Here is a 16,795-nt window from a genome sequence, read left to right as displayed (position 1 = left end):
GGAAGAAAATTGGATTGCATATAAGGGGGAGTGTAAAGAATATAGGGATCTATAAGCCTGATATTTAGCTCAACTCGAACATTCAATATTACAGGTATAGCTGTATGTTCACCACTTTGTAAATGAGGATGGAATCATGAAAGAGCAGACAAAATGGATTTCATCATTTGACTGCCTTCACATAGGAATAATCGGGGCCCATGTGAAGATAGTCAATCATTTACACCAGACTAGATTTATTTTTCATCTAGCTTTTTTACAGTTTCCCCTTCAATTAAGACTGGTTGGTAATGGTTTTCATTGGGTAAGCCCTTCTTTCCTTGTAATTTCTTGATCAACCAATCAGCTGCATCATGACCCATTTGTTCTTGTGGGTGTGTTAAAGTCGTTAATTTGATATTAGCATTTTTCGCTATATAAGAATTGTCCTGGCCAATAATTGATAATTGTTCCGGAATGGAAATATCAAGTTGTCTGCATACATTTACTACTTCTAACCCTACCTCGTCGTTATAGCAAACAATGGCAGTCAACACGTCTCTATTTTCGTTTAAGAACCGCTTCAAGTTCTTGTGCAAGTCTAGCTTCGTTTCTGTAGTATATGAAAGCAATTGTTCGGGTTGAAAGCGTAATTTTGCTTCTCCAAGTGCTTTTATATATCCCTTCATTCGATATTTTCCTTGTAAATCATCCATTTTTGATATGAACCCAATATGGGTGTGTCCATTGGAAATTAATTCTTTTGTAGCGAGATAGCTCGACTGCACATCATCTAGGCAAAAGAAAGGAACTTCTAATTCTTCATAATAAGCGTTAATCATGATGAATGGTACCTCTTGTTCCTTAAATGTTAGGTAGTAAGCAATGTTGGGATTGTATAGATTGCTTTTTGTAGGTTCAACAATCAAACCATCTACGCCAAAGGATAACATCATTTCCAAGGCTTTTTTTTCTTGTTCGACGTCATTATTTGTACTGGCCAATAGTAAGGAATAATTATTTTCATTTAATCTTTTTTCAATTCCGCGGATAATAGAAGGGAAAATGTAATCCGATATGTAGGTCGTGATGACACCAATCGTTTTATATTTGAAATTCCCACCAGACTTTAGTTGATATTGATTACTAACATATGTCCCAGAACCTTTTTCACTTCTTAAGAATCCCTCGTTTGCTAATTCTAAAATGGACTTTCTTACAGTGTGTCGGCTAACGTTGTACATATCTTGCATAACAGACTCAGTAGGAATTTGTTCTCCTATACTATACTCACCTGTAAGGATTTTATTTTTTAAATCATCGACGATTACCTGATACTTTGGTTTCATTAAACCTCACCTCGTTTCGGTTGTTTGCATTCTTATTTATTTTCCTTTTAGATTTGTACGTACACATTTTAACATAAGCCTGAGTGGATTAAAACAAATTACCTCAGTTTGTGGACAAAGCTATTAATACCTGATTTTTTACCATATCCTTTACTCCCTATCCCTATTCACTTAATATCCTAGATTCACTGCCTTTGAAGTGAGGATGACGGTTCAACTTAAAAGCTGTGAGTATAATTAATATTGTTTATTGACAAATGTACGTACAAAAAATATAATATATTCATAAATGAATTCAAGCGCCTCCTGTATATTGAAAGCGCTATCGAAAGGGGGATTAACGTGCAATCGAATCGATTAGAAATTATACAAGCGATTAACGAGGGTGATACTTCACTTGGAATCGAATTTGGCTCAACACGTATAAAAGCGGTGTTGATAGATAAACGTTATGAAACAATCGCATCTGGAAGTTATGAGTGGGAAAACCTTCTGGAAGATGGATTTTGGACATACAATTTAGTGGATATAATCACCGGTCTGCAAACAGCTTATAGTGAAATGAAGCAAGAAGTTGAACGAAATTACGGCATAACAATTCGGAAAATTGGATCTATTGGATTCTCTGCAATGATGCATGGTTATATGGCTTTTGACCATACAGGGGAGCTACTTGTTCCGTTTCGAACTTGGCGTAACTCAACAACTGGTGTCGCAGCAAAAGAATTAACTGATCAATTACAATTCAATATCCCTGAACGATGGAGTATTGCCCACCTTTATCAAGCAATACTAAATGAAGAGAAGCATTTGCCGCGTATTGATTGTATTACGACTTTGGCTGGATACATTCACTGGTTATTGACTGGTAATAAAGCAATTGGCATTGGGGATGCTTCAGGGATGTTCCCAATTGATGAATCAACGCATGATTACAATGAATTAATGATCAAGCGTTTTGATGAATTGATTGCTACGAAAGGTTATCCTTGGATGCTTAAAGAGATCCTTCCTAAAGTTTACGTTTCAGGTGAGCAAGCGGGAGAATTAACCGAAGTGGGAGCGAAAATCCTGGATAGGTCCGGGAATTTACAACCAGGCATTCCGATTTGCCCACCAGAAGGCGATGCTGGAACGGGAATGGTTGCTACGAATAGTGTGCGAAAACGTACCGGCAACGTCTCAGTAGGAACTTCCGTTTTTGCCATGATTGTACTAGAGAAAGAGCTTTCAAAAGTATATCCAGAAATTGATATGGTAACTACACCAAACGGAAGTCCAGTTGGGATGGTCCACGCGAATAACTGTTCAAGTGACCTTAATGCATGGTTGGGATTGTTCCGTGAATTTTCTGAGGCAATGGGACAAAAGGTTGAGACAAATAAATTATTTGAAGTAATGTTGAACAAAGCTCTGGAAGCGGATCCAGATGGTGGTGGTTTGCTTAGCTATGGTTATTTCTCAGGTGAAAATATTACAGGATTTGAAAAAGGACGACCACTATTTGTACGCTCGCCTGAGAGTCGTTTCAATTTAGCGAACTTCATGCGGACTCACCTTTTTACTGCTTTCGGTGCTTTAAATATCGGAATGGGTATTTTGACAAAGGAAGAAAATGTTGCGATTGATCGTATTTTGGCTCACGGTGGTTTATTTAAAACCCCACTTGTTGTACAAAAAATCGTTGCCGCTGCAATGAATACGCCAGTATCGGTAATGTCAACAGCAGGTGAAGGTGGACCGTGGGGAATGGCGATTCTTGCCTCTTACATGTTGAATAAAAATCAAAAAGAAAGTTTAGAAGACTTCCTCGACCAAAAAGTATTCAAAGATATGGATGGGCAAGAAATTTATCCTGACCAAGTAGATATTGAAGGATATGAAACATTTATTGAAAGATACAGGAAGGGCTTAGTAATTGAGCAGGCAGCTGTTGACAATTTGATGTTATGAGTTGGAAAACTGGAGGGGTTGGCGTGTTAGAACAACTGAAAGAAGAGGTATATCAAGCAAATTTGGACTTGCCTAAATATGGTCTCGTGAAATATACATGGGGAAATGCAAGTGCCATTGACCGTGAAAGTGGTTTATTTGTTATCAAACCTAGTGGTGTTGATTACGAAACAATGAAAGCCAGCGATATGGTAGTTGTCGATTTAGATGGCAATGTTGTTGAGGGAGAGCTGAGGCCTTCATCAGATACAGCGACTCACGCAGTACTTTATAAGTATTACCAAGAAATCGGCGGCATTGTTCATACTCATTCAACTTGGGCGACAATCTGGGCTCAAGCAGGCCTTGATGTTCCAGCGATGGGGACTACTCACGCAGATACATTTTACGGATCGGTCCCTTGTGCGCGCTATCTAACACAAGAGGAAATTGATCGTGGGTACGAAGTGGAGACTGGGAAGGTAATCATCGAAACATTTGAAGAGCGTGGGTTGGACATTTTAGCCGTTCCTGGCGTATTACTTCATGGTCATGGACCGTTTACATGGGGTAAAGATGCAAAATCCGCTGTCATGAACAGTGTGGTCTTGGATGAAGTTTCGAAAATGAATTTATTCACGAGGGAATTAAATCATTTTGCGAAAGAACTACCACAAAATATTTTGGATAAACATTATTTACGAAAACATGGAAAAAATGCTTATTATGGTCAAAAGTAAGAGGAACTCTACCAAGTTATCAAACCAGTAGATTAAGAAAAGAGGGTTATTATGTTAACAACAGAAACAAAGGAATTTTGGTTTGTCGTTGGATCACAACATCTATATGGAGAAGATGCGTTAGCGCAAGTCAAGGCGCATGCACAAACGATAACCGATGCATTAAATGAATGCGGCATTCTGCCTTACCCAATTGTTTTGCAAGATCTAGCTGTTAGTGCAGATAGAATAACAAACATCATGAAAGAAGCCAACTATCGTGATGAAGTTGCCGGAGTCATTACTTGGATGCATACTTTTTCACCTGCGAAAATGTGGATTCGTGGAACAAAATTATTACAAAAACCATTACTTCATTTAGCCACTCAATTCAACGAAAGCATTCCATGGGCTACGATAGATATGGACTTTATGAACTTAAACCAATCCGCTCATGGTGACCGTGAATATGGTTTTATCAATGCCCGTCTGAACAAACAAAACAAAGTGGTTGTAGGTTATTGGGCGCGTCCTGAAGTGCGACAACAAATTGCACAATGGATGGACGTAGCGGTTGCTTATAACGAGAGCTTCAACATTAAGGTCGCTCGTTTTGGAGATAACATGCGAAACGTTGGTGTAACTGAAGGGGATAAAATTGAAGCACAAATCCAATTTGGCTGGACAGTTGACTATTTTGGAATAGGGGATCTTGTTCAATATGTAAATGCAGTTACGGATGAAGAAATTGACGCATTATTTGCAGAATATGAAGGACTCTATGAATTTGAATATGGTACATATAGCAGGGAAGATTGGGAAAAAAGCGTAAAGGTACAGGCAAGCTATGAAATTGCAATTAAACGTTTCCTTGATGACGGTGGTTACACGGCATTCACTACGAATTTCGAAGATTTATATGGGATGAAACAGCTTCCTGGTCTTGCCGTCCAACGTTTGATGGCGCAGGGATATGGCTTTGCGGGTGAAGGAGATTGGAAGACGGCAGCACTTGATCGCTTACTGAAAGTTATGAGCCATAACCAATCAACTGGCTTTATGGAGGATTACACATATGAATTAGCTGCCGGACAAGAATCAATCCTACAGTCACATATGCTTGAAGTCGATCCAACTTTAGCAAGCAATAAACCGAAAATGGTCGTATCTCCATTAGGTATAGGCGATCGTGAAGATCCGGCACGTTTAGTATTCGATGGTAAAGCGGGAGACGGTGTCGTTGTTTCCATGGCTGACTTTGGTACAAACTATAAACTTTTAATTAATGAAGTTTCTGCTTTTGAACCATCTGTTCCAGCACCAAACCTTCCAGTGGCCCGTGTACTTTGGGAAGTTAAGCCAAACTTCCAAGATGGAGTGAAAGCTTGGCTAGAGAATGGTGGGGGGCACCATACAGTTGTGTCATTGAATTTAACAACAGACCAAATCATAACTTATGCAAAATTAGTAGGTTTGGATTACGTAGTTATTAAGTAATGTTTTTCCCTCCACGGGAGATTGGCTTCCGAGGAGGGGAAAATTAGATTCGTAAACCCTGAAATTATTTTGTAGGCGTGCTTTATTTTTTTGGGCGAGATGAAAGCGTTTTATTGACTGAATAATGACACAGAATTCATCCTTATAAGCAATAGTTATAAACTATTAGGGTTTCTTAGAAAGAAATTAATACTTTTATAGTATAGGGATTTTTTGAATGTAATTTTATAACCTTTGGGAGGAAACATTAATGGTTAATGAAAAGAAAATCTCAAGTGGATTCATTTATTTTTTTGGGGCATTTGGAGGCATTCTCTTCGGTTATGATATCGGCGTTATGACGGGTGCTTTGCCTTTTTTGCAACATGATTGGAATCTTCAAAATAACCCTAGTGCTGTAGGTTGGATCACCTCTTCCTTGATGTTTGGAGCTATTTTTGGTGGTGCCCTGGCTGGACAACTTTCAGATCGTTTAGGACGGCGCAAAATGATACTAATATCTTCTATCATTTTTGCTTTTGGGTCTATTTTAGCAGGTGTATCCCCTCATAAAGGGATTCTATTTATGATTGTTGCTCGTATTTTATTAGGGATAGCTGTTGGTGCTGCCTCTGCGTTAGTCCCAGCCTATATGTCTGAAATGGCACCTGCCCGTTTACGTGGACGGTTGTCCGGAATTAATCAAACAATGATTGTTTCCGGAATGTTACTTTCGTACATTATTGCTTATCTATTGAAAGACTTACCAGGTACCATGGCATGGCGTTTGATGCTAAGTTTGGCTGCCGTACCTGCTTTGATTTTGTTTATCGGGGTGTTAAGGTTACCGGAATCACCACGCTTTTTGATTAAGAATAATAAGATTAATGAAGCACGTAAAGTGTTGAGCTATATTCGCTCTAACAAAGAACAAATTGATTCTGAAATAAAACAAATTCAAGACACTGCCAAAGAGGAAACGAAAGTAAATCAAAAAGCGTCATGGGGAACCCTTTTAAGCAGTAAATACCGTTATCTAGTAATTGCTGGGGTCGGGGTAGCTGCGTTTCAACAATTCCAGGGAGCAAACGCAATTTTTTATTATATTCCTATGATTGTAGAAAAAGCAACAGGGCATGAAGCCAGCTCAGTATTGATGTGGCCAATTATTCAAGGGGTTATACTTGTATTAGGTTCATTATTATTCTTAATGATTGCTGATAAATTCAATCGCCGTACTTTATTAACGATAGGCGGAACTATTATGGGGCTATCCTTTATTTTGCCCGCAATATTGAATGTATTAATTCCTGATGCAAATCCGATGATGATGGTTGTTTTTTTAAGTATTTATGTTGCGCTATATTCATTCACGTGGGCGCCTTTAACATGGGTTATCGTTGGAGAAATTTTCCCACTGGCGATTCGCGGGCGTGCATCCGGGTTAGCTTCATCATTTAACTGGATTGGATCTTTCTTGGTTGGATTGCTATTCCCTATCATGACAGCAACGATTTCTCAAGAAGCCGTTTTTGCAATATTCGGTGTTATATGTTTGCTTGGTGTTCTATTTATCCGGACATGTGTTCCTGAAACTCGAGGTCATTCTTTAGAGGAAATTGAAAAAAATGGATCAATAAAACCAGCCAAGGGAGAAAGTGCTTAAATTACAACTATGAGATTTCGAGCCGGTTAAATCAGGTAGGGTAATCGGGTTATTATATTCTACAGGCACATCATAAACTCTTATGATTCCTAACTTAAGGCCGAAGTGAATACTTCGGGCTTTTGTCTTTTTACTATAAAAAAAGATATGGTGTTTTAGCTTTTAATTAAAAAAGAATTTAATAGGGTAGGAGCCGAAATAATGAAAGTATCACATAGCTCATTTGGAAATAATATATTGCTTTTTACTATGGAAAATGATTATGGAGTAAGAATGGAAGTTACAAACTTTGGAGCAAGAATCGTCAATCTTTTTGTTCCAACGGAATCAGGTCTCCATAATATCGTATTGGGATTTGACACGATTGAAGATTACCAAAAAGAAACATATTATGGAGCTACAATAGGTAGAGTGGCTGGAAGAATAAGAAATGGTGAATTTTCAATTGGTGAATCCCGGTACAAAACATCTGTAAATCAATTGGGGAATACATTACACGGTGGCAATCCCGGGTTCGATGAAAAAATATGGGATTATGAAGTGAAGGAGAATGATGAAAGTGCGTCAATCATTTTTTCAACTCACTCACCTGATGGAGAAAATGGCTTTCCGGGGAATTTGAAAGTAAGTGTGACGTATACATTGGATAACTTAAATACTTGGTCAGTGAACTATCAAGCAAAAAGTGATAAAGACACAATTTTTAATCCGACCAATCACGTCTATTTTAACTTAACAGGGCACCCTAGCAATCCAATCGATAATCATTTCTTACAAATCTTTTCTGAAGAGTTTGCGCCAGTAAATGAAGATACCACGGTAACTGGGGAAAAGCGAAGCACGATTGGCACTCCTTATGACTTTCGTACGCCAAAGGAATTACGTTCAACCTTTGAAGCTATTGACGCAGAGGTTGAAAAGGTTCAAGGAATCGATCATCCATTTTTCCTTACCTCTTCAGGAATTCATCAAATTGCAGCCAAATTAATTAGTCCTGACGGGAAAATAACAGTCGAGGTATACACAGATGAACCTGCAGTTGTCATTTACACGGCAAACTTTGTGAAAGGTGTTCCACTGATGCATGGAGAAAAATTAAGTCAACATGGTGGAATAACGTTTGAAACCCAAGCTGCTCCAGGAGCGGAGGAATTTGAAGGTTTTGGAGATATTCTGCTTTTGGCAGGCGAAAGTTATACGTCCCAAACAAAGTTCAAAATCGAGGTTAGCCCCCGTTAAGTTGAAGTTTCTACCATACGTGAGGATCCGGTCCAGCAGTCGGGACTTAGGGCAATTGAGCATATAGAGGTAAAAATAATAAAGTTCACAAGAGAATATTAAACACGTAGCACCTCCTGAAGACGATTAATCATAGGAGGTGCTTTATTTACGCCACGACAAAATACAACAATTTCCCCGAACATTATTTCTATAGTTAATCCTCTAAATGAATATCGAAAGAAATGGCGAACACTTTATATTCCTATCGAAATTGGGCAATTGTAGTAGGTCCGAATTAAGGGGTATTTATTATAAATGTGAAACCTTTCCTGCTTTCATTCGTATTAATGGTAATTAAAGTATAATATGGGTTTAAACCCTAATATCTAAATGGTATCAAATGAAAAGAAAGAGGAGGTAGCGGCTAAATTAAATGATGCTCATTTTTTGTGGGGAAGAAAACCTTATGTAAGGGATGAAAATATGGAGTTGTATGGAGTACCACTAGAAACCGTCTATCTATATGGATTAATTTTATCTGGAGGACTGACATTTTTAATCATTTTGTTTAATGATGTATATTCTGGATTAGAACTTCCGGATATTTTTAATCCTACTTTGATTTTTAGTTTTTTGACGATTTTTTTCGCAAGTGGCTTTCTGTTTGAATCAGTTACAGATCTCCATGCCGGTGTGATTGTAAGCCTCTCTTTTTTACTGGCATTAACAATCGTCACATTATTGAATGTGTTTGTTTTGATTCCCGTTTCAAGGGCGGAGTCAAGCTTAACCTTTCATGATCATGATTTGAGGGGAAGGGTGGGACTGGTTTTAACGACAGTTCCGGTAGACGGGTTTGGCGAAGTGTTAATACAGAGTAATAGCGGCAGTATTTCAAAGACTGCAGCGAGTTTCAAAAATGAACAAATCGCTTCAGAAACTAAAGTCTTGATCATTGAGGTGAAAAATGGGGTTGTCTATGTCATGCCCCATTATAATTAAAGAGGGTTGAGGAGGGAATATTTATGACAAGTTTAATATGGATCGTTATTGCTATTGTTGCTTTTTTACTTATTGCACTTATTGCTGTCTTTGTTACGAAGTACCGTACGGCTGGTCCTGATGAAGCATTAATTATTACTGGAAGTTATTTGGGGAATAAAAACGTACATGCCGATGAATCAGGAAATAAAATAAAAATTGTCCGGGGTGGAGGAGCCTTTGTCCTTCCGGTTTTCCAGCAAGCAGAACCGTTAAGCCTGCTATCGAGTAAACTGGAGGTTTCTACGCCTGAAGTATATACGGAACAAGGTGTACCAGTTATGGCAGATGGTGTATCCATCATTAAAATCGGTAGTTCCATAACGGACATAGCCACGGCTGCTGAACAATTTCTAGGAAAGACCAAGGACGATCGTGAGCAGGAAGCCCGTGAAGTGCTAGAAGGACATTTAAGATCTATCCTTGGCTCCATGACCGTTGAAGAAATCTATAAAAATCGTGAAAAATTTTCACAGGAAGTTCAGCGGGTCGCTTCTCAAGATTTAGCAAAAATGGGGCTAATCATTGTGTCTTTTACAATAAAAGATGTGCGTGATAAAAACGGTTATCTTGATTCACTAGGGAAGCCAAGAATTGCCCAAGTAAAAAGGGATGCGGATATTGCAACGGCTGATGCTGAAAAAGAAACCAGGATTAAACGGGCGGAAGCTTCAAAAGAGGCCCAACGTGCTGAACTTGAGAGGGCAACGGAAATAGCGGAAGCCGAAAAAATCAATAAGTTAAAGGTTGCAGAGTTTCGCCGGGAGCAGGACATTGCTAAAGCACGTGCAGACCAAGCATATGATCTTGAAACAGCCCGTTCAAAGCAAGATGTAATGGAACACGAAATGCAAATCAGGATTATTGAACGGCAAAAGCAAATTGAGCTTGAAGAAAAAGAAATTCTTCGCCGAGAAAAGCAATATGATTCCGAAGTGAAGAAAAAAGCGGATGCTGACCGTTATTCGGTGGAGCAAGCGGCTTCGGCAAATAAGATGAAACAAATAACTGAAGCTGATGCAGATAAGTACAAAATTGAAGCAATGGCAAAAGCGGAAGCGGAACGTATCCGGTTGGATGGACTTGCCAAAGCCGATGCACAAAGGGCCCAGGGGACAACAGATGCCGATATCATCCGTTTAAAAGGGGTGGCAGAGGCCGAAGCAAAACAGAAGATTGCTGAAGCATTTGAACAGTTTGGTCAAGCGGCCGTGATGGATATGATCCTGAAAATGCTCCCGGAGTATGCAAAACAAATAGCTTCTCCACTGGGTAACATTGATAAAATAACGGTAGTGGATACGGGTGGGAATGGTGTAAATGGGGGTGCTAACAAAGTGACCTCTTACGCGACGAACCTCATGTCCACACTACAAGAGTCCTTAAAGGAATCTTCAGGCATTGATGTGAAAGACTTACTGGATAACTTTTCAGGTAAGCGAAATATATACCCGCCCACGGTGAATCAAGAAAATGTAGACATGAATGCGACGATCGGTGCAGGGAAAGAAGAATTGGAGAAGACTATTTTATAAAATAGGGTAAGCAGAAAAGGATAGGAAACACTCGGTGGGGATAATTGTGAAATTTCAATGTAAAGAAAAATTTGAATTTAAACTAAAATTTATTGGTTCATCCTACTATTTGATGGTAAATTCCTGGTATACACAGTATTAGAGTTAGCCATTTAATATGTAGTAAAATAAGGGTTCCATTTAAATGTTAAATAGTAGCACCTCCTGGGTACGATGATTAAAGGAGGTGCTTTATCTATTCCAAAAAATACATGGAGAAGTTTGAATGACATAACCAATTTATAATCAGATCACCATTCATACGAAGGAAATCATGGATGATTTTCTCCTTGAATTACTTTTTTTGAAAATAAAATGGTAACCCCCTTAATAGGTCCTTTGTGATAGGTACGAATCAAGATTTATTTGTGAAAATTGTGAAACGGAGAAACAGGAAGTACCAGCAGAATTTTTAAAATAACACTAATTTTTTGTGGAAGGTTTAAGGGATGAAAGTATGAATATATATATTGGGAGTGGTTTGTATGGGAGCATGAGCTATTATAGTGAAAAAATATTAGTATACTATTCCTTGTGTTTTTGAAATAGTAAGGGGAAATGAGATTAATGCACTTGCTTGAGTGATTTTTGGGAGCTCTAGAAGAGCCCCTTTATACAATTACCCAAGTAATTGTTAAAATCATTATCTCGCAGTATAGCCTCCATCAACGATTAGCGAAGTTCCTGTTACAAAATCATTTTCACATAAGAAAATAATGGCATGAGCAATTTCCTCCGGTTTTCCAAGTCTTCCAATCGGGTGTTTAGCGATAAGCTCCTTATAGGAAAGATTATTAGCTTCCCTATTTACGGTTCCGGACTCGAGGAAACCGGGACTTATGGCATTGACCCTAATATTTTTATCAGCGTATTCGAGTGCAAGAGTCTTGGTTAAATTTAATACTGCTCCTTTACTAGCTGTGTAAGCAAACGTTTCAGGAAGGCCGACAGTACTTAAGATAGAAGCAGTATTTACTATGCAACCACCCCCAGTTTTTAGCATTTCACGAATGACATGTTTTGCCGCAAAAAATACACCGTGTTGGTTCACTGATATAATTTTATTATATTGCTCAAAAGTGAGTGTATGCGTTGGATTTAACCCGCCAATCCCAGCATTATTTATTAAGATATCGACTTTTCCATATCTATTTACCGTTTCTGTTACTAGATTTTCAACGGATTTTTCTTCAGCAACATTAACCTTTATAAATAGAACTTCTGCTCCATTCTTTTTCAACTCTTGTTCGGCAAATACTCCCGGGGGCTCATTTAAATCAGAGATTACTACTGTGACCCCTTGTTCTATCAATGCTTTTACAGTTGCAAGTCCAATTCCTGAAGCTCCCCCCGTTACGATAGCTACTTTTTTGTCCAGTTTCCCCATACTACCATCTCCTAATATTTGTTATATTAAAAGTATCATAACGTCAAAAAAAATAACAGAAAATTAAAAAGATTCTAATTTTACTTGATTTATAGTTTTTAATATTCTAAGTTAGTCAGTAGAAAGAATCTTTTAAAGAGGGGGAAGTTGATATGGTTCATAATTATTCAACTACAGCCATTGTTACAGGTGCTGCTGGAGGAATTGGAAAGGCTTTAATCAAACGGCTGGCAAAACGAGAATTAAATTTAGTGCTTGTGGACTTGGCAGAAGAAATGCTTCAAGAAATTGTGTTTGAGACTGGATTAGAGAAAGCAAACGTTCTAGTTGTAAAAGCAGATGTATCTAGAGAACAAGATGTTAAAATGTTTGTTCAAAAAACAGTTGAGAAATTTGGAAGGATAGACTACTTTGCAAATAATGCTGGGATTGAAGGACCAAGAGGGGTAATTGAAAACCTAGCAGTAGAGGATTTAGATTTAGTATATAAAGTAAATGTAAGAGGGGTATTTCTTGGACTACAATATGTCATTCCCGTAATGAAAAAACAGGAATCAGGTGCAATCCTCAATACTTCTTCACTTGCAGGTCTAATGGGGGTACCTGGAAGTTCAGCGTATAATATGTCTAAGCATGCAGTTATAGGGTTAACGCGCTCCGTGGCTAAAGAATCAGCACCATATGGAATTCGAGTAAACGCTGTATGTCCTGGTACGATAAATACACAGATGATGAGGAGGATTGAGGAGAGTTCCGGTAATGTAAGGAAACAAAAAACGTTTAATGAGATGGCCACACCTTTAGGAAGGTATGGGGAACCAGAAGAAGTAGCAGCTGTAATGAATTTTCTTTTATCGGAGGAATCATCTTTCGTAACAGGATCATTATATACCGTTGATGGCGGGATGTTAGACCAGTAAAAACAGTCGTTTGAAATTAGAAGGGTAAAAGTATTTAGAACGTTATAATGTTTCATGTTTAAGAAATGTAGCCGAGTCAAGGAATACTTCAACAGGAAGCCTCAAGATATAATATTTATTTGTAAAAATATTCTAAATATATTGACTAATCAAAAGTCGGTCTATTACAATTGATGTTGAAAGGTGATTCATGTATTGGTAAATTATTATTTTTAAGGCACTCGTTTTTTGAATTCCTAATTTTTTGAGAGGATGTTAAACGATGACGAAGCACCAACATTTATTTTCTCCTTTTACTCTTGGACGTATTACCTTGAGGAATAGAATTGTTGGGACTGCTCATGGTACAGCAATGATTACAGACGGTGTTCCGATGGAAGAGGACATCAAGTATTGGGAGGAACGAGCACGAGGCGGTGCAGGACTCCTAATTACGGGAGGAACCATTGTTCATCCAAGTTCTCGACTTCGGAGACGAATGCTAAATGAGGCATATTTGGAAGAAACTGTTCCGATGTTTCGACGCAGGGCTGAGGCGATTCATGCCAACGGAGCTAAGGTGATTGGTCAATTGGTTCACTTAGGCAGAGAGATGATTGGAGGAGAATCCGATTATCCTTTAAGAGCACCATCTGCCATTCAATCACCTCGTGCTCTTTACCGGCCGATTGAGCTAACACATATAGAAATTAACGAGATCATCGATGCCTTTGTACTATCGGCATTAAATTTAAAAAAGGCTGGGTATGACGGGGTTGAAATTCATGCTGCGCATGGCTATTTGGTCGCTCAATTTCTTTCATCTGGAACCAATAAACGTAATGACGAATATGGCGGCTCCCTAAAAGGAAGAATGCGGTTCTTACTTCAATTACTGGAAGCCATTCGCAAGGAAACGGGAAGTGATTTTGTTATAGGTGTTCGGTTGAGTGCGGAGGAAGAGGTAAGCGGCGGCATGCAGTTAGCTGACACACTTCAAATTGTCAAAGTGCTGTCTGGAATTAGTCCTGTCGATTATTTGAACATTACGAAGGGGATTAGAGGAGGATATGTAAAGGATTTGACCATTCCTCAAGGAGTCACGGTAGACGCAGCAAGGGAAATTCGCTCAGCTACTAATATACCCATTCTTGTTAGTCAACGTATTAAAGACCCAAATATGGCAGAGAAGATTTTGGCAGAAGGAGCAGCAGATTTAGTCGGGATTACCCGAGCCCTCATTGCCGATCCAGAGTGGCCACTCAAAGCAGAAACAGGTCGCAGTTATGAAATTATTCCTTGTATCGGCTGTAACCAGGATTGCCGATCATTTGATCCGTTTTTATATTGTGCTGTTAATCCGACTACAGGCCGCGAAAATGAGTTAGATAGAATAATACCTAAGAGCAATAACATAAAAAAGGTTGCCGTTGTCGGAGGAGGGCCAGCGGGTTTAGAAGCAGCAAGGGTAGCAGCTTTACGAGGGCATTCAGTCGAACTATTTGAAAAAGAAGCGACCTTAGGCGGACAGGTGAGAATAGCAGCAAGGGAACCAAACCGCCGGGAGCTGATCGACGTCATTCATTACTTAGAATCAGAGGTTCGAAGACTTGAGGTTACTGTAAATTTAAATCAAGCCGTAGATGTTAATGACTTAAACAGTTTTGATACGGTTATCCTCGCAACTGGAGCGGTGCCAGAACAACCTAAGGTTCATGATTCTATTAAAGGTAAGGTATTGACGGTTTATGATGTGCTAAAGTCTGACGATTTGTCAAAAGGCGTAGGTGAAACTGCGGTTGTCGTAGATGATGGGACAGGATTTTGGCCATCATTAAGTACGGCAGGATGTCTTGCTGCGAAGGGTTATAAGGTGATATATGTGACACCGTCACGAACAATTGGAGCAAGCATTCCGCATGAAAGCATTCAACTGCTTCTTAATCGACTGAGTACAGCTGGGGTACAATTTATGATTTTACACCAAATCGCAGAAGCTAATGGAAATAATATTAAAGTTCGTAATGTTTTAAGTGGGGAAGAAACACTCATAGAATCAAACTTACTTGTCATAGATGCGGGAAGACGTCAAGAAAACACTCTTGCCAAGCAACTTAGGGATGTAGCTATTCCGGCTCACTTAGTTGGCGATGCCATCTCACCTCGGCGGATAAGTCATGCAATATTAGAGGGTCATCGAATTGCCCGTAAGATTTAATTGATAAAAAGTTAATAAATGTATCAATTTAACAGGAAAGAAAGGCAGTTTAGGAGGTAAATATCTTAATAATAAGGGAGATGTATTAGGATGAATTTCGAGTTCTCGGATAAAGTAAAGGATCTGCAACATCAGGTAACGGAGTTTATGGAACAATATGTTTATCCAAATGAGACCGTATATGAGCAACAGTTAAATGAAGGCACATCGAGGTGGGAAATCCCTCCAATCATTGAGGAAATGAAAATTAAAGCAAAGGAAAAGGGCCTATGGAATCTATTTCTTCCAGAAAGTGAGTACGGAGCAGGACTAACTAATTCGGAGTTTGCTCCTTTATGTGAAATAATGGGCCGCTCTCCCTTCATTGGTCCGGAAGCTTTTAATTGTAGTGCACCTGACACAGGGAATATGGAAGTGTTGGTACGATACGGTACGGAGCAACAGAAAAAGGATTGGCTGATTCCTTTATTGGAGGGGAAAATCAGATCTGCCTTTGCGATGACAGAACCTGCAGTGGCCTCTTCTGATGCGAGAAACGTTGAATCAAGTATTGAAAGAGATGGAGACCATTACGTTATTAATGGGCGCAAATGGTGGACATCGGGCGCCCCGGATCCACGCTGTAAAATTCTTATTTTTATGGGGAAATCCAACCCCAATGCCCCAACCTATGAGCAACAATCCATGATTTTGGTCCCGATTGATACTCCAGGAGTAAAAGTTCTTCGAAGCCTCAACGTGTATGGATACGACGATGCACCTCATGGGCATGGAGAAGTATTATTTGAAAATGTAAGGGTACCTGCTTCAAATATGATATTGGGAGAAGGAAAAGGTTTTGCGATTGCTCAGGGAAGACTTGGGCCTGGTCGAATTCACCATTGTATGCGCCTAATTGGTTTGGCAGAAAGAGCATTGGAATCAATGATTGAGAGAGCACAAACTCGGGTCGCTTTTGGAAGCGCTATCTCCGATAAAGGGGTTATCCGGCAATGGATAGCGGATTCAAGGATTGAACTTGACCAAGCACGTCTACTAACTCTAAAAACAGCATATATGATGGATAAATTAGGGAATAAAGAAGCGAAGAAAGAAATAGCGATGATAAAGATCATTGCACCAGAAGTGACAACGAAAATAATCGACCGAGCCATTCAGGTTCACGGAGGAGGCGGAGTTAGCCAAGACTTTTCTCTTGCTAGAAACTGGGCATATGCACGTATTGTTCGACTGGCGGATGGACCCAATGAGGTACACAGGGAAGCTGTGGCAAAACAAGAATTAAAACAGTTTAATCAAAAAGAGACTAAGTATACTTTAAATCATTAGAATGA

At 39.1% G+C, this 16,795-nt stretch carries 12 protein-coding genes; 10 read left to right on the top strand and 2 right to left on the bottom strand.

The window, feature by feature from the left end; genetic code table 11:
• Positions 1-236: 236 nt before the first annotated feature.
• A complete protein-coding gene (locus ACQKIC_RS12030) occupies positions 237-1,328 on the bottom strand; it encodes a GntR family transcriptional regulator (protein ID WP_427591176.1) in 1,092 nt (363 codons plus the stop codon).
• Between the two features lie 342 nt (positions 1,329-1,670).
• Here ACQKIC_RS12030 and ACQKIC_RS12025 point away from each other — a divergent pair, with 342 nt between their 5' ends.
• The 7 genes from ACQKIC_RS12025 to ACQKIC_RS11995 all read left to right on the top strand — a co-directional run bounded on the left by ACQKIC_RS12025 (position 1,671) and on the right by ACQKIC_RS11995 (position 10,918).
• Positions 1,671-3,281 (top strand): xylulokinase, encoded by a 1,611-nt coding sequence (locus ACQKIC_RS12025; RefSeq protein ID WP_402956931.1) that lies wholly within the window; start codon positions 1,671-1,673, stop codon positions 3,279-3,281.
• 23 nt (positions 3,282-3,304) lie between these two features.
• Positions 3,305-4,000, top strand: coding sequence for an L-ribulose-5-phosphate 4-epimerase (locus ACQKIC_RS12020; protein WP_402956933.1), 696 nt, complete (start codon positions 3,305-3,307; stop codon positions 3,998-4,000).
• 51 nt (positions 4,001-4,051) lie between these two features.
• Positions 4,052-5,476: an L-arabinose isomerase gene (araA, locus tag ACQKIC_RS12015; RefSeq protein ID WP_427591178.1), complete on the top strand. Its 1,425-nt coding sequence runs from the start codon at positions 4,052-4,054 to the stop codon at positions 5,474-5,476.
• Between the two features lie 250 nt (positions 5,477-5,726).
• Positions 5,727-7,121 carry a sugar porter family MFS transporter gene (locus ACQKIC_RS12010; RefSeq protein WP_402868842.1) on the top strand — a complete coding sequence of 465 codons (1,395 nt, stop codon included), beginning with the start codon at positions 5,727-5,729 and terminating at the stop codon, positions 7,119-7,121.
• 201 nt (positions 7,122-7,322) lie between these two features.
• A complete protein-coding gene (locus ACQKIC_RS12005; RefSeq protein ID WP_427591179.1) occupies positions 7,323-8,360 on the top strand; it encodes an aldose epimerase family protein in 1,038 nt (345 codons plus the stop codon).
• A gap of 465 nt (positions 8,361-8,825) precedes the next feature.
• Positions 8,826-9,344 (top strand): hypothetical protein, encoded by a 519-nt coding sequence (locus tag ACQKIC_RS12000; protein WP_427591181.1) that lies wholly within the window; start codon positions 8,826-8,828, stop codon positions 9,342-9,344.
• A 23-nt stretch (positions 9,345-9,367) separates the two neighbouring features.
• A complete protein-coding gene (locus ACQKIC_RS11995) occupies positions 9,368-10,918 on the top strand; it encodes a flotillin family protein (protein WP_402988316.1) in 1,551 nt (516 codons plus the stop codon).
• Between the two features lie 682 nt (positions 10,919-11,600).
• On the opposite strand, the gene ACQKIC_RS11990 is transcribed toward ACQKIC_RS11995, so the two are convergent.
• Positions 11,601-12,344, bottom strand: a complete 744-nt coding sequence (locus ACQKIC_RS11990) for an SDR family NAD(P)-dependent oxidoreductase (protein ID WP_402868834.1) — start codon at positions 12,342-12,344, stop codon at positions 11,601-11,603.
• Between the two features lie 152 nt (positions 12,345-12,496).
• On the opposite strand from ACQKIC_RS11990, the gene ACQKIC_RS11985 reads away from it, so the two are divergent.
• From ACQKIC_RS11985 to ACQKIC_RS11975, 3 genes are all read left to right on the top strand, one after another.
• Complete coding sequence (locus tag ACQKIC_RS11985) at positions 12,497-13,264, top strand: SDR family NAD(P)-dependent oxidoreductase (RefSeq protein WP_402868832.1); 768 nt, start codon at positions 12,497-12,499, stop codon at positions 13,262-13,264.
• Positions 13,265-13,526: 262 nt separating this feature from the next.
• Positions 13,527-15,461 (top strand): FAD-dependent oxidoreductase, encoded by a 1,935-nt coding sequence (locus ACQKIC_RS11980; RefSeq protein ID WP_427591183.1) that lies wholly within the window; start codon positions 13,527-13,529, stop codon positions 15,459-15,461.
• A gap of 90 nt (positions 15,462-15,551) precedes the next feature.
• Positions 15,552-16,790, top strand: coding sequence for an acyl-CoA dehydrogenase family protein (locus tag ACQKIC_RS11975; protein WP_402868828.1), 1,239 nt, complete (start codon positions 15,552-15,554; stop codon positions 16,788-16,790).
• The last annotated feature ends 5 nt before the right edge of the window (positions 16,791-16,795 follow it).

Source organism: Peribacillus sp. NPDC046944, from assembly GCF_050272735.1.
GTDB lineage: Bacteria > Bacillota > Bacilli > Bacillales > DSM-1321 > Peribacillus.
This window is presented reverse-complemented; position numbering and strand designations above follow the sequence as displayed.